This is a genomic window from Grimontia kaedaensis (assembly GCF_023746615.1).
Taxonomy (GTDB): Bacteria; Pseudomonadota; Gammaproteobacteria; order Enterobacterales; family Vibrionaceae; genus Enterovibrio; species Enterovibrio kaedaensis.
Window position 1 is genome coordinate 1,129,921 of the sequence record NZ_CP082275.1, and the last position, 14,649, is coordinate 1,144,569.

General features: G+C 48.0%; 10 protein-coding genes, 1 tRNA gene and 2 other RNA genes. 11 read left to right on the top strand and 2 right to left on the bottom strand.

Features of this window, described 5'->3' with window-relative positions; genetic code table 11:
* Positions 1-58 precede the first annotated feature (58 nt).
* Positions 59-541, bottom strand: coding sequence for a hypothetical protein (locus tag K6Q96_RS05395; protein ID WP_251878441.1), 483 nt, complete (start codon positions 539-541; stop codon positions 59-61).
* A gap of 413 nt (positions 542-954) precedes the next feature.
* Between K6Q96_RS05395 and K6Q96_RS05400 the strand changes: the two genes are divergently transcribed.
* The 9 genes from K6Q96_RS05400 (at position 955) to K6Q96_RS05440 (ending at position 9,864) form a co-directional block, all read left to right on the top strand.
* On the top strand, positions 955-1,995 hold the full coding sequence (locus K6Q96_RS05400; RefSeq protein WP_251878443.1) for a PstS family phosphate ABC transporter substrate-binding protein: 1,041 nt from the start codon (positions 955-957) through the stop codon (positions 1,993-1,995).
* Positions 1,996-2,102: 107 nt separating this feature from the next.
* The gene (gene pstC, locus K6Q96_RS05405) at positions 2,103-3,485 is read left to right on the top strand and encodes a phosphate ABC transporter permease subunit PstC (RefSeq protein WP_251878445.1); all 1,383 of its coding nucleotides are present in this window, start codon (positions 2,103-2,105) and stop codon (positions 3,483-3,485) included.
* The gene (gene pstA / locus K6Q96_RS05410; RefSeq protein ID WP_251878447.1) at positions 3,478-4,779 is read left to right on the top strand and encodes a phosphate ABC transporter permease PstA; all 1,302 of its coding nucleotides are present in this window, start codon (positions 3,478-3,480) and stop codon (positions 4,777-4,779) included. The genes pstC and pstA overlap by 8 nt, the downstream gene beginning before the upstream one ends.
* A 127-nt stretch (positions 4,780-4,906) precedes the next feature.
* Positions 4,907-5,659: a phosphate ABC transporter ATP-binding protein PstB gene (gene pstB, locus K6Q96_RS05415; protein WP_231590948.1), complete on the top strand. Its 753-nt coding sequence runs from the start codon at positions 4,907-4,909 to the stop codon at positions 5,657-5,659.
* Between the two features lie 170 nt (positions 5,660-5,829).
* Positions 5,830-5,920 (top strand) — tRNA-Ser (locus K6Q96_RS05420).
* A 44-nt stretch (positions 5,921-5,964) separates the two neighbouring features.
* Positions 5,965-6,111, top strand: a non-coding RNA gene (locus K6Q96_RS05425) — RtT sRNA.
* A 44-nt stretch (positions 6,112-6,155) separates the two neighbouring features.
* Positions 6,156-6,302: non-coding RNA, RtT sRNA (locus K6Q96_RS05430), on the top strand.
* 214 nt (positions 6,303-6,516) lie between these two features.
* Positions 6,517-7,524 carry a UDP-glucose 4-epimerase GalE gene (galE, locus tag K6Q96_RS05435; protein ID WP_251878449.1) on the top strand — a complete coding sequence of 336 codons (1,008 nt, stop codon included), beginning with the start codon at positions 6,517-6,519 and terminating at the stop codon, positions 7,522-7,524.
* A gap of 306 nt (positions 7,525-7,830) precedes the next feature.
* Positions 7,831-9,864 (top strand): methyl-accepting chemotaxis protein, encoded by a 2,034-nt coding sequence (locus K6Q96_RS05440; protein ID WP_251878451.1) that lies wholly within the window; start codon positions 7,831-7,833, stop codon positions 9,862-9,864.
* Between the two features lie 416 nt (positions 9,865-10,280).
* Here K6Q96_RS05440 and ppsA read toward each other — a convergent pair whose 3' ends face one another.
* Positions 10,281-12,656, bottom strand: coding sequence for a phosphoenolpyruvate synthase (gene ppsA / locus K6Q96_RS05445; RefSeq protein ID WP_251878453.1), 2,376 nt, complete (start codon positions 12,654-12,656; stop codon positions 10,281-10,283).
* Positions 12,657-12,826: 170 nt separating this feature from the next.
* Between ppsA and ppsR the strand changes: the two genes are divergently transcribed.
* Both ppsR and K6Q96_RS05455 read left to right on the top strand, forming a co-directional pair.
* Positions 12,827-13,663, top strand: coding sequence for a posphoenolpyruvate synthetase regulatory kinase/phosphorylase PpsR (gene ppsR, locus K6Q96_RS05450; protein ID WP_251878455.1), 837 nt, complete (start codon positions 12,827-12,829; stop codon positions 13,661-13,663).
* Between the two features lie 67 nt (positions 13,664-13,730).
* Complete coding sequence (locus tag K6Q96_RS05455) at positions 13,731-14,630, top strand: LysR family transcriptional regulator (RefSeq protein WP_251878456.1); 900 nt, start codon at positions 13,731-13,733, stop codon at positions 14,628-14,630.
* Positions 14,631-14,649 lie beyond the last annotated feature (19 nt).

A 14,649-nucleotide genomic window follows, 5' to 3' on the forward strand; every position in this document is an offset into this window, starting at 1 on the left:
TTTGAATCTATCAACAGCGATACTCTGCTTAAATAGCCCGCCTGAACAAACGAACAAATCAACGGTACAGATAGACAGACAGAAAATAGTTTATCTGATCGTTGATGTACTTTACCGCTTTCTGTCGGTCGCTCGATTCCCCACCCTCAGTAATATCCCACGGAATAAACTTTACATACTTTGGCAGAGGTTTGCCTGATTGAACCGAAGCGGGATTTAACGCAATCAAATAATCCACATTATTGCGGTTGTAGGCTTCTATAGGATGGAAATGCTTATCTGAACAGGCAATATTGTACTGCCTCAAAGCCTGACAGGCATTGGCGACATCGCAACTGGCACTGGTGTAGGCACTGTAGCTATCAAAATGACTGTCTGCTTTATGTGCCAAAATCGCGCCTGCCACTAAGGAATAACCTTCTTGACCGTCACACAGGAAAAGGACGGTTGGTTTGTGTTTCAAGCGAACGTCATGATCGGCAAGCGATGACGAACCAACGCTGGATGAGGGGCTTGAGCCAACTGAGGCGGGTTGAGCCATATCTTTACTCTCTTTTATTTATCGGAGTGTTGGAAGCGACAGCGTTGCTATGCACAATCAGCTCTAATTCACGGGATTCAGATGGCTTGGGCATATAGCTGTGCTTCTCTTGTGCCAATCAGCAAGCGAAATTCCGCGATAAAGCGTTGTCGATACGGCAAAAAAGACAGTTGCGGCGAGGGTGAGGCACGGAAATAAACTAGGCAGGAATTATGTCAAAGCGATGAAGGATGGGTGTCATTGATATTTCAATTAAGTGACATTACGCCCTGTAATTAAATGTTCACATTTCATTAAGGTTAGTGTCACAAGCGATCTCTAATTTTGATAGCAGGTTTTGATAAGAAATCGAATAACGGTCAGTGAGGACACTGACAGTTGAACTCAAAAAAACTATCGACTTGGAGGTTGATGTGAAACTTAAGGCTCTGATTGCGGCATCGACAGTATGCCTGTCAGTATTCGCTGCGAATAACGCTGCTGCAGCGACTCGTGACTACATTAGCATTGTTGGTTCTTCAACAGTGTACCCGTTTGCTACCGTTGTAGCTGAACGCTTTGGTCGCACTTCAGAATTCTCTGTACCGAAAATCGAATCTACCGGTTCTGGCGGTGGTCTGAAACTGTTCTGTGCAGGTGTGGGTGAAAACACCCCAGACATCACTAACGCATCGCGCAAAATCAAAAGCTCTGAAATCGAGCTGTGTGCAAAGAACGGCGTTAAAGACATCACTGAAATCAAAGTAGGTTACGACGGCATCGCTTTCGCTAACTCTAAAAAGTCTGAGCAGTTCGATATCTCTCTGAAAGATCTTTTCACTGCACTGGCTAAAGTTGTTCCCGATGCGAACGGCAACCTCATCGAAAACCCGAACAAAACCTGGAAAGACGTTAACCCTTCTCTTCCAGCGACCAAAATTGAAGTTCTGGGCCCACCACCAACGTCTGGTACTCGCGATGCATTCGTAGAGCTGGCAATGGAAGGCGGCTGTAAGCAATACCCAGAGCTGAAAGCGATGAAGAAGCAAGACAAGAAGAAGTACAAAGCAGTTTGTCACGGCATTCGTGAAGATGGCGCGTTCATCGAAGCGGGTGAGAACGACAACCTGATCGTACAGAAACTGGACGCGAACCCTAACGCATTCGGCATCTTCGGTTACAGCTTCCTCGAGCAAAACTCTGACAAAGTTCAGGGTGCGAAAATCGGTGGTGTAGTACCAACGTTTGATGCGATTGGTGACGGCTCTTACCCAGTATCTCGTTCGCTTTACTTCTACGTGAAAAACGCACACGCAGATGTGATTCCTGGCCTGAAAGATTACGTAACGGCCTTCACTTCTGAAGATGCGATTGGTGACGAAGGTTACCTGACTGACCGTGGTCTGATTCCGCTGTCAGCGCGTGATTGGAAACTGGTTCGTAACGACGCGGTTGGTTTGAAACCAAACCTGTAAGTTACCAACCCGAGGTGGTGCACTTTTTAAGGTGCACCACCTTTTGCTGTATTTGCCCGAATCGAATTGAAACTCGGTTTGGGTAAAAAAGGATTTAAGGAATACGGATGCAGACGTCCACATTGATGGTGATAGTCGCGCTGTTTGCAATAAGCGCTTTTGTACTCGCCAAAAAACGCTCCAGGGAAGTGGCTACCATTGAAGGTGGTTTGAAAAAACTTCACTCCCGACCAGCCTACTATGGTTCCTTTGCTGCAATTTTAGCAGCGGTGCCTGCGGTGATTCTTCTTCTGATCTGGCAAGCCATAGAACCTAGTCTGGTTCACTCTCTGGTGATGGCCCAGATCCCGTCATCCACGCTACAAGCGCACGAAAGTATGACACTGCTTTACAGCCAAATCGTGCACATTGCGAATGGCGTTTTAAAGACCGAAGATCCGGCGCTGCTTGCAGCATCAGAACACTACCACCACCTACAAAGTATCGGACTGACACTGAGATGGGTAGCAGTACTGACTGCGTCTCTGGTAGGTTTGGCGGCTGGCTGGCGAATGGTTCGGCCAAAGCTCAAGGCGCGCCACTATGTGGAAAAATGCCTGCAAATATTCCTGATGTTCTGTTCAACATTGGCGATCCTGACGACGGCAGGCATCGTGCTTTCTGTGTTGTTCGAAGCGATTCGCTTTTTCCAGATTATCCCGGTCACGGACTTCCTGTTCGGAACGCAATGGTCACCGCAGATTGCCCTGCGTGCAGACCAACAAGGTGCAAGCGGCGCATTTGGTGCGATTCCGCTGTTCACTGGTACCTTGATGATTTCCTTTATCGCCATGTGTATTGCAGCCCCCATCGGTTTGATGAGTGCGATTTACCTGGCCGAATATGCCACGCCACGGGTGCGCAATATCGTTAAACCTATTCTGGAAATCCTCGCGGGTATTCCAACCGTGGTTTACGGCTTTTTTGCTGCGCTGACGGCTGCACCTTTTATCCGCGATGTGGCCGAATCGATTGGACTGAGCAATGTTTCCTCGGAAAGTGCGTTGGCAGCAGGTGCCGTCATGGGCGTGATGATCATTCCTTTTGTTTCATCACTGTCTGATGACGTGATTACCGCAGTGCCCCAGTCTCTTCGTGATGGCTCACTTGGCCTCGGTGCGACACGTTCAGAAACCATTCGCAAAGTCGTGTTACCCGCGGCGCTCCCAGGCATCGTGGGTGGTTTGTTACTTGCCGTTTCACGTGCGATTGGTGAAACCATGATCGTGGTGATGGCCGCAGGCTTGTCGGCAAACCTCACTGCTAACCCGCTGGATTCTGTCACTACCGTCACCGTTCAAATCGTGACCTTGCTGGTGGGTGACCAAGAGTTTGACAGCCCTAAAACGCTGGCTGCGTTCGCACTGGGCCTGACATTGTTCGTTGTAACACTGGCGCTTAACTTTGTTGCACTTCGAATCGTGAAGAAATATCGAGAGCAGTATGACTGATAAATTATTAAAACTGGCAGAGACCAAACGCGAGCGTGTCAAAGCGGGTGTAGCCCGTCGTCGTGCCAAAGAGAAACGTTTCCGCTTCTACGGTATTGCTTCGATTTCGATGGCGTTTGCGTTTTTGATTGTCTTGATGACCACCATTTTTTCCGAAGGTTACACCGCGTTTTTCACCACGGAAATTGAGCTTCAGGTAGATCTTTCTCCCGAAGCGCTCGGCATTGATGGTGATGAAACCGATCCTAAAGTGCTGATGGGTGCGAGCTTTCGCAAAGTGCTTCGTCAGTCCCTTCGTGAAGAGATAGCTGTCGACGGCCGAAAACAACGCCGTGCGCTATACAGCTTCATTTCTAATGGCGCGGAATATGACCTGCGTGACAAGGTAATGGCTGACCCATCTTTGATTGGACAGACCATCACTTACTGGGCACAAGCAGGCGATAACTTTAACCAGTACAACAAAGGCAACATCAAGGCGAGCACGCCGGAAGATGGTCGTCAGTTCAAAAACCTTCAAATCGAATGGTATGACGAACTGAAAAGTGAAGACCGTGTGCGCACAGTATTTAACACCAAGTTCTTCACCAACGGTGACAGCCGTGACCCTGAGCTGGCTGGTATTTGGGGTGCAACAGTGGGCTCCTTCTACACCTTGCTGGTGACCTTGATACTTAGCTTCCCAATTGGCGTGGCTGCAGCGATTTATCTGGAAGAGTTTGCGCCACGTAACCGCGCGACCGAACTCATTGAAATCAATATCAACAACCTCGCGGCTGTGCCATCTATCGTTTTCGGTCTGCTGGGTCTGGCGGTGTTCCTGAATGTGGCTGACTTGCCGCGTTCGGCGCCGGTGGTGGGTGGTTTGGTGCTGACACTGATGACACTGCCAACCATTATTATTTCCAGCCGCGCAGCAATCAAAGCAGTCCCACCTTCGGTGCGTGATGCTGCATTGGGTGTAGGCGCGTCGAAAATGCAGATGGTGCTTCACCACGTACTGCCGCTGGCCATGCCAGGCATGCTGACCGGTACCATTATCGGCATGGCACAGGCACTGGGTGAAACCGCTCCGCTTCTGATGATTGGTATGGTGGCGTTCATTGTTGACGTTCCTTCTGGTCCGCTGGATGCAGCCACCGCGCTACCAGTACAAATTTATCTCTGGGCTGAAAACCCGGAAAAAGGTTTTGTTGAGAACACCTCAGGCGCAATCATGGTATTGCTGGCGTTCTTGGCACTGATGAATGCATGTGCCGTTATCATGCGTAAGCGCCTTGAGCGCAGATGGTAGGAGTATGGATATGACAACTGTAATGACTCACACAGGTGAACTGAATCAAATCCCTCAAGAAATGGCTGCGGAAAAAACCGCTGCACCCAAAGAGACCTGTGGTGTGCCATTTGTTCAGGCTCCACGCATGACGGCACGCGATGTTAGCGTGAGCTACGAAGGCGGCGCGAAATCAGCAATTCGGAACATCAATCTCGACATTGGTGAGAAACAGGTGCTGGCGATGATTGGCCCATCAGGCTGTGGTAAGTCTACCTTTCTGCGCTGTCTGAACCGTATGAACGACACTGTTCCTGGTTGTGAAGTGAAAGGTGAAATCCTGCTGGATGGTCATAACATCTATGCCAAAGAGCAGGAAATCGTTGAGCTTCGTTCACAGGTGGGCATGGTATTCCAGCGTCCAAACCCGTTCCCGAAATCTATTTACGACAACGTGGCTTACGGCCCGCGTATTCATGGCTTGGTGGATGGAAAAGATGAACTGGATGGCGTGATTGAAGAATCGCTGCGCCGTGCAGGTCTTTGGGCTGAAGTGGCAGACCGCCTTGATCAGCCAGCAACGGGTCTTTCAGGTGGTCAGCAGCAGCGTCTTTGTATCGCCCGTACTATCGCGATTGCACCAGAAGTTATCCTTATGGATGAGCCTTGTTCAGCGCTTGACCCGATTGCCACGGGCATCATCGAAGAGCTGATCAGTGAACTGAAAGAGAACTTCAGTATCGTGATGGTGACACACTCCATGTCTCAGGCGAAGCGTGTTTCTGACCGCACTGCGTATTTCCATTTAGGTGACTTGGTAGAAGTGAACGAAACAGCGCGTGTTTTCGAAGACCCAGAGCACAAGCTGACCCGCGACTACATCGGTGGCCGTTTCGGTTAATCGACGTTAGCTGCATGCTAACAAGGCGAGCTTCGGCTCGCCTTGTCTGTTTAGCGTCCTTTATTGGTGCTTACGTGTGCAATGTGTCTAAACCCTGTTCAAACAAGCGCATTTGACTAAATTCGGGCTTTACAAGCTCGCGAGGGCTTTGTAATATTCGCGGCACTTACGGAGAGATGGCTGAGTGGTTGAAAGCACCGGTCTTGAAAACCGGCATACGTTAATAGCGTATCTAGGGTTCAAATCCCTATCTCTCCGCCACATTAGAAAAGGCCGCTGAATTATCAGCGGCCTTTTTGCATTTTTAACCCTCGCAAGAGATAGGGTGCAGAACCCTAGACCCTATGGGTTCAGCCGAGCGAAGCGAGACAACGTTGCCCGGCGAAGCCGAGTAGGCAACGGCCCGAAGGGCAAGGGAGCTTGCGACCGAGTAAATCCCTATCTCTCCGCCACATTAAAAAAGGCCGCTGAATTATCAGCGGCCTTTTTGCATTTTTAACCCTCGCAAGAGATAGGGTGCAGAACCCTAGACCCTATGGGTTCAGCCGAGCGAAGCGAGACAACGTTGCCCGGCGAAGCCGAGTAGGCAACGGCCCGAAGGGCAAGGGAGCTTGCGACCGAGTAAATCCCTATCTCTCCGCCACATTAGAATTAAATCCACTGTAAAACCACAACGTTTACCTATTCGAATTCGAGCCAGTTATTCGAATTTGCGTCTAACACTGTGGATTTTATGCGATTCGATGTATGTAACTGGCACTTCTGACATGCTCAGGTATAGTGGTCGCCATAACAAATCCGTGCTTGAATTGAACCTAGACACGGAAACTAAAATCACAACCCAATTGAGATTTGACATGAACGTACTCGTAACTGGCGGCGTTGGCTACATAGGCAGTCACACCTGTGTTCAGATGATTGAAGCAGGCCTAAATCCTATCCTTCTCGACAACCTTCACAACAGTAAACTTGCGGTGCTTGAACGCATTGAAAAGCTGACGGGCAAAAAGCCGACGTTTTATCAGGGTGATATCCGTGACAAAGCGTTTTTGGCCTCGGTGTTTGAAAAAGAAAAAGTTGATGCAGTCATCCATTTTGCGGGTTTGAAAGCCGTGGGTGAGTCGGTTGAAAAGCCGCTGGAATACTACGACAACAATGTTAACGGTACTCTGGTGCTGGTGGATGCGATGCGTGATGCAGGCGTTCACTCGCTGATTTTCAGCTCGTCGGCAACTGTTTATGGTGACCCGGCTTCTGTGCCAATCCGTGAAGACTTCCCAACGTCAGCGACCAACCCTTATGGCCGCAGTAAGCTGATGGTGGAAGAGTGTCTGACTGACTTCCAAAAAGCGAACCCAGACTGGAGCATTACTCTTCTTCGCTATTTCAATCCTGTCGGCTCGCACAAATCCGGTGAGATGGGTGAAGATCCACAAGGCATTCCAAACAATCTGATGCCATTTATTTCACAAGTGGCCGTTGGTCGCCGTGAATTCCTGTCTGTGTTTGGTGATGATTATCCAACCTGTGATGGTAGTGGTGTACGTGACTATATCCACGTTGTTGACTTGGCAGAAGGCCACCTTGCGGCGCTTGATAAAGTCGGCAAGAAAGCAGGTTTGCACATTTATAACCTGGGAACCGGCGACGGTAAGAGCGTGCTGGAAATGGTAGCAGCGTTCAGTGAAGCATGCGGTAAAGATATCGCTTACCAAATCGCGCCACGCCGTCCAGGTGATATTGCTGAATGTTGGGCGGATCCAGCCAAAGCGCAGCAAGATCTGGGTTGGAAGGCAACCCATACCTTAAACGACATGGTAGAAGACACCTGGCGCTGGCAGTCAAAGAACCCGCAGGGTTACTAGAATAGCAACACAGAGAAAGATCAAAGCCCTCTGAACTCAGAGGGCTTTTTTATTCGTCGTCATTTTTGTGAACTCTATTGAAATTATTAAAGGAGAAGAAATTAATTTATATATATCAACATCTTAATGTAAAATTTCTTCATATTAAAGTGTAACCTATTGATCTTTCCTTTCTGTAAGTGTGATATTTGTTCAGATATGAATGTGCATAAATGAAAGTATGTATCAATTAATAAACGAATATCATTATGGCGAATATAGTTTTTATGTTGTGTCATAATTATACCTAATGAAACAGCACCAACAGTGTGTCAAAAAATCTTTCTTAAAGGCGTGAATAAAGCGGTCATAAAACCTAGTTTTTATTTCGTTAATAAGAAGAATTTACCGACTATATTCAGCGGGATGTTGAGATTTAGAGCTATGGTGAAATTGATAAACCTTGGATTCAAACAGAGAGTTATTGCAATTTCTGCTATTCTTCTTACTCTCTCTTTAAGTATATCGAGCTACTTATCTTATTATTTTCTGAGCGAAGAGAAAACCCAAAATATTGATGAGAATATTTCTCTTCGTGTTGATGCGGTAAGTAATACTGTAGAAAGTTGGATTGGAAATGTTTCCCTTTCTCTTCAGAAAAATGCCCCTTTTTTTGCTGAATCAATATCTGATGAGCAAATATTATTATCTACAAGTCAAATCAAAAATTCTTCCCAAGTGTTTGCCGTTATTGTGGGATACGAGAATGGCAGTGCATTTAGCTCGAACTCTGGGAAATACGACCCTAAGGCCTATGACCCCAGAGGAAGAGGGTGGTATAAAGCGGCCAAAGAGAAAGGCGGTACCATTATTACCGATATTTATACCGGTGCCACAACAAAAAAGTTGATGGTGAGTATTGCTGAGCCTTTTTATGAAGGAAAAACAATCAAAGGAGTACTACTCGCTGATCTTACGATCGACATTATTGCGCAGCAGATTGTTAATAGACTCCCAGAAAGTGGTATTGCCTCTTTATTTGATGAGCGAGGAATAGTCGTTGCTTCATCAAGTAGAAAAAGCAAACCGGGCGAGACAGCAATCAGCTTAATTCCAGAACTCGCTCCGTACGAGAGAGAGTTATTAGCGCCTGGTTATGGTTATTTTGATTATCCGAGTCATGATAAAACCAGAACGGCTTATCACAATCAGATTGAATTGGGGGCGGGAAAGTCTTGGTTCTATGTGGTCAGTGTGGATGAAGAAACCGTTTATCAGTCTTTAGATACTTTGATTAACCGTATGCTTTTGGTCTCTGTGGTCTTGTTGTTGGTATCGATTGCTGTTCTGGTTTTTGTTTTACAGCGACTGTTCCAGCCAATCATTGGATTGCAGCAAAAAATAAAAGCGCTTACTGAAGGGGATGGCGATCTGACTAAGCACATAGAAGTTACTAGCAAAGATGAGATTGGCAATGTCGCCATGAGTGTCAATACACTTATGCAGCGATTGGGCGCCATGATCTCTGAGACGAAATTGCTGGGAGATAAAGTAGGTACAGGTATGGATGCTTCAACACTTAGTGCCTCGGAAGCTAGAGACAAGATTGATAGGCAAATGAATGAGGTGGATCAGCTAGCAACCGCGATGAACCAGATGTCGGTAAGTGCGAAAGAAGTGGCTAACCATTCCCAACTGGCTTCTGAATCCGCTCAGAGTGCGAGTAACAATGTGGACCGAAGTGCTCATTTAGTAGAGAGTTCTGCGCGCTCTACAGCGTCGTTATCCAATCAAGTATGCGAAGCAGTGACCGTGGTCTCTGATCTCAACACGTCTGCATTGGGCATTGGTTCAGTGCTCAGTGTCATCACAGATATTGCAGGGCAGACTAATTTATTGGCGCTCAACGCGGCTATCGAAGCGGCGCGTGCAGGGGATAGCGGTCGTGGATTCGCTGTTGTAGCTGATGAAGTGAGGAAGCTGGCACAGAAAACTCAGCAGTCTACCGAGGAAATTGGGACCATGATTGAATCCCTTCAAAGTGGGGCCAAAAAGGCGTTGGAAGTCATGGAAGCTAGCCAACAGGAAGTTGGTCAAACATTAGAGCACTCAAAAGATGCAGATATTGAGCTTCAATCCATTCGTGAAGCAGTAGCCCAAATCACAGACATGATATATCAAATCGCTTCAGCGGCTGAAGAGCAGAGCCTTGTTTGTGAGGAGGTCAATCGTAATGCTCAGGTGACAAAAGACATTTCCGCGGAAGTGTCGAGGTTAGTGAATGAGATGCATGACGTGATTAAAGGTCAAAAACAGAATGTGTCCGATCAAAACGATGTTCTGGGACAGTTCACTGTTTAGAAATACTAAAAAGTTTCAATGCAATAAGGTCTGAAAGCAAGCCATACGGCGACAAAGTCCCCCGCTGAAGAGCGGGGGCTTTTTTTATTCACACTGATCCGCCTCGATTTCCTGCTCGCTCTGGTGTTGCCACTATTCACAATTACTGTTTTATCTAGCAGAACCGGAAGGCATCGCCAGCCAACGTTATTCTATCTTGGTAAAGTAAGCGCAAATCGCGGTGGTAGCGAGATTCGCGACAAAGGAAACCTTGCTCAGGCTTGTTAACGATGACTAGGGCTAAACATCGTCTGTTGGCCGATAAGTCCTGAGGCATCAAGCTATGATCCAACTCATTCAACGATGTGTTAGCTACGCAAAATAAAAGCCCGCAGTATTTTTAAACCGCGGGCTTTATCATTTATTGAATGGATGAATTAAGACTTGTCAGCCACCTTGCCAAGTTTCATCCAGGTATCAACCACGGTATCCGGGTTGAGGGAAACAGAGCTGATACCCTGATCCATCAGCCATTGCGCCAAGTCATCGTGATCGGAAGGTCCCTGACCACAGATACCGACGTACTTACCTGCTTTGGTGGCTGCATTAATTGCCATCTTCAGCATGGCTTTCACCGCTGGGTTACGCTCATCAAACAGATGCGCGACATCACCGGAATCACGGTCAAGGCCTAGCGTTAGCTGGGTCATGTCGTTTGAACCAATGGAAAAGCCATCAAAGTACTTCAGGAAGTCTTCCGCCAATACCGCATTAGATGGCAGTTCGCACATCATGATGACTTTCAGACCCTGCTCACCACGTCGCAGGTTGTGTTTCGCCAGAAGGTCATTCACTTCTGCCGCTTCACCTGTAGTGCGAACGAATGGGATCATGATTTCAACGTTCTTCAGACCCATCTCGTCACGCACGCGTTTGATCGCCTGAGTTTCCAACTCGAAGCAATCTTCAAACACTGGCGAGATGTAACGTGAAGCACCACGGAAGCCCAACATTGGATTTTCTTCATGGGGTTCGAATTCGCTGCCACCAATCAGGTTGCTGTATTCGTTCGATTTGAAGTCTGACATACGCACGATGACGCGCTTCGGCCAGAAAGCGGCACCAATGGTCGCGATCCCTTCGGTCAGTTTGCTGACGTAGAAATCGACCGGATCTTTGTAACCGCGAATGCGCTCATTGATGGTCTCTTTCAGTTCGGCGCTTTGTGCGTCAAAGTTCAGCAGGGCTTTGGGGTGAATACCAATCATCTTATTGATGATGAATTCCAGACGGGCAAGACCAACACCTTCGTTCGGAATTTGGGCGAAGTCGAACGCACGATCCGGGTTACCCACATTCATCATGACTTTGGTCGGTAGCATTGGTAGTTCGTCTACTGCAGTTTGGCTGACCGCAAAGTCGAGCTTACCTTCGTAAACGTAACCGGTTTCACCTTCTGCACAAGAGATAGTCACTTCCGAACCATCGCTAAGTTTGCTGGTGGCGTCGCCACAACCGACGATGGCAGGAATACCAAGTTCACGGGCAATAATCGCCGCGTGACAGGTACGGCCGCCACGGTTGGTGACAATGGCGGAAGCTTTCTTCATCACTGGTTCCCAATCAGGGTCAGTCATGTCAGTGACCAGCACATCGCCGTCCTGTACCAATGACATTTCATCCAGTGATTTCACGATACGGACACTACCGTTGCCGATACGTTGACCGATAGCACGGCCTTCCACCAATACACCTGCTTTGGCGCTCAGCTCGTAACGTTCAATCACGTTGCCTTGCTTCTGCGAGCAAACCGTTTCAGGACGTGCCTGAACGATATACAGCTTGCCGTCGATGCCGTCTTTTGCCCACTCAATGTCCATTGGACGCTTGTAGTGCTTCTCGATGATCATCGCTTGCTTGGCAAGCTCTGCGATTTCATCATCATTCAGCGAGAACTGGTTTTGTTCCTCTGCTGAGGTATCTATAACCTCTACCTGCTTACCAATTTCCTGGCTGTCGGCGTAAATCATCTTGATCAGCTTAGAGCCGAAAGTGCGTTTTACTACTGCAGGGTGACCCGCTTCCAGCAGTGGTTTGTGCACGTAGAACTCATCAGGGTTCACCGCACCTTGCACCACCATTTCACCAAGACCCCATGAGGAAGTGATAAACACCACCTGATCGAAGCCTGATTCGGTGTCCAGAGTAAACATCACGCCAGATGAAGCTTTGTCTGAACGCACCATGCGCTGAATGCCCGCAGACAGAGAGATACCGCGGTGATCAAAGCCTTGATGCACACGGTAAGAAATCGCGCGGTCATTAAACAGGGAGGCGAAGACGTGCTTGGTTGCCTCAAGCACGGCATCGATGCCTTTGACGTTCAGGAAAGTTTCCTGCTGGCCTGCAAAGGATGCATCCGGCAAATCCTCGGCGGTCGCAGATGAACGCACAGCAACGGAAAGCTCCGAATTTCCGTCTACCAGCGTTTCGTAATTGTTTCGGATATCCTGCTCTAAATCAGTAGGGAAGGGGGCGTCCAGTACCCATTGTCGAATTTGGGAACCGGCTTTGCGTAGGGCTTCAACATCTTCAATATCCAGTTCATCGAGCACTTGGTGAATACGATCATCCAGACCTTCGTAATCAAGGAACTGGTTAAACGCAAACGAAGTGGTCGCAAACCCATTCGGGACAGAAACGCCAACATTAGCGAGGTTGGAAACCATTTCGCCAAGAGAAGCGTTTTTGCCGCCGACCTTGTCAACATCATCCATGGACAGGGTATCGAACCAGAGGGTGTTCTTTTGCATGTCTTTCTCCAGAAACTATGCAGTTTTTGTATTGGGTTTTGGGCGGTAAACCTTAAGTTTGGGCTAAAAAAACGCTATGGGTTTCAAAAGCTGAGCAAACGTTAATGGCTGACCATTTGTTGTTATTGTTATGTTTGTATCCTAATAAAATTTTGCGAGCAGATTAACCTTTGAAGCACACAGAAATTCAAACCCGAGACGTCTTTTATGTCTCGGACGGGACAGCCATCACATGCGAGACATTAGGGCATGTTGTTTTGGGTCAGTTTTCCTTTGTCTCAAACGAGAAAACGTTCCCTTTTGTCGAGTCTGAAGACAAAGTGGCGGATTTGGTCAAACAGATCCAACAATCCCACGATAAACATGGGGTAAAACCGTTGGTTTTCTTCTCCATGGTCGTTCCTGCCATGCGTGATCAACTGCTTCAGGCACCAGCATTTTTCTACGATGTGTTGGAAAATATCGTCCAGCGTGTGGCAGAGGACACTCAAATCGAGCCCAAGCCAAAACTTCAACGTTCCCGCAGTGTCAGTAAGGATTCAGACACCTACTTTGACCGTATTTCGGCCATTGAATACACCTTGGCGCACGATGACGGCATTTCTTTAAAAGACTTGGATAAAGCCGACATCATTCTGCTGGGTGTTTCTCGCAGTGGTAAAACCCCGACCAGCCTCTACATGGCGATGCAATTTGGCCTTCGTGTGGTGAACTACCCGTTTATCGCAGAAGACATGAAAATGCTGCGTTTATTGCCTGAATTCGAGTTCCAGCGTCACAAGTTGTTTGGTTTGACGATTGAGCCAGAACGCCTGACCCAGATCCGTCAGAACCGGCTTTCAGGCAGTGAATACGCCAGCAGCGAGCAGTGTGAACAGGAGATCGCAACGATTGAATCTTTGTTTCGTCGTGAAGCGATTCCTTACATCAACACCACCTCATTGTCGGTTGAAGAAATCTCCACCCGAGTACTGGAAAAAACAGGCCTCAAGCGTCGATTGTTCTGATACAAGTTTACTTTCTCTGAGAAAAGGAAATAATGGTCTTTATTGTTTCTTAGAGTGAGTAAATGTCGTGCGCGCCGATGATTTAATTCTCTTTTCCCAAGTGGTTGAGCTCGGCAACTTCAGTAAAGCTGCCGAGCAAAACAGCCTGACAAACTCCGTTGTCAGTAAACGTGTTGCGCGATTAGAAGAAGAATTAGGGGTTCAGCTTCTCTACCGCACGACTCGCAAGCTCACACTGACAGAAGCGGGAAAAGCCCTTTTACAGGGGGCGAAAAACGTCAAACAGGCTACCCAGGAAGCGGTCGATTCGGTCGTGGGGTTTGGCGAAAACATTAGCGGTCATATCAAAATGTCGGTGCCAACCATTTCCGGCGATTTGCTATTGGCAGATGCCGTGGCGGAATTCTGTTATCAAAACCCTGGTCTCACCGTCGATATGTCGCTCGACAACAAGTTCGTCGACTTGATTGAAGGTGGCTATGACCTGGTTATCCGCACGGGATATCTGGAAGATTCCAGCCTGATTGCCCGCCATTTCCTTGATTCACAATGGATAGTTTGTGCTTCGCCGCAATACATTGCCCAACACGGAAAACCCGCCACACCGGAAGCATTGGTCGACCACAATTGCCTGCAATACGCGTATCAAACCACTGGGGCGTCGGACTGGGAATTCAAGGCGAGTAAAGGTAACTACATCGTCAAAGTGTCTGGCAGTTTTTCCACTGATAATGCTACTGCACTTCGCAAAGCCGCATTGGGCGGTTATGGCATTGCGTACGTGCCGCGCTGTTTGGTTTACCATGATCTGTTGGAAGGTACGCTGATTGATATTCTTCCTGAGCAAGTGGGTAAGAAGCTCGGCATCTATGCCGTGTATCCGTTTACCCGACAGCCTCCGACCAAGGTGAAGGCGTTGATCGAACATATCCGCAACCGGTATCTGGACATCGCGCATTACTTCTAAGTGGCGAACGAATCCCTCT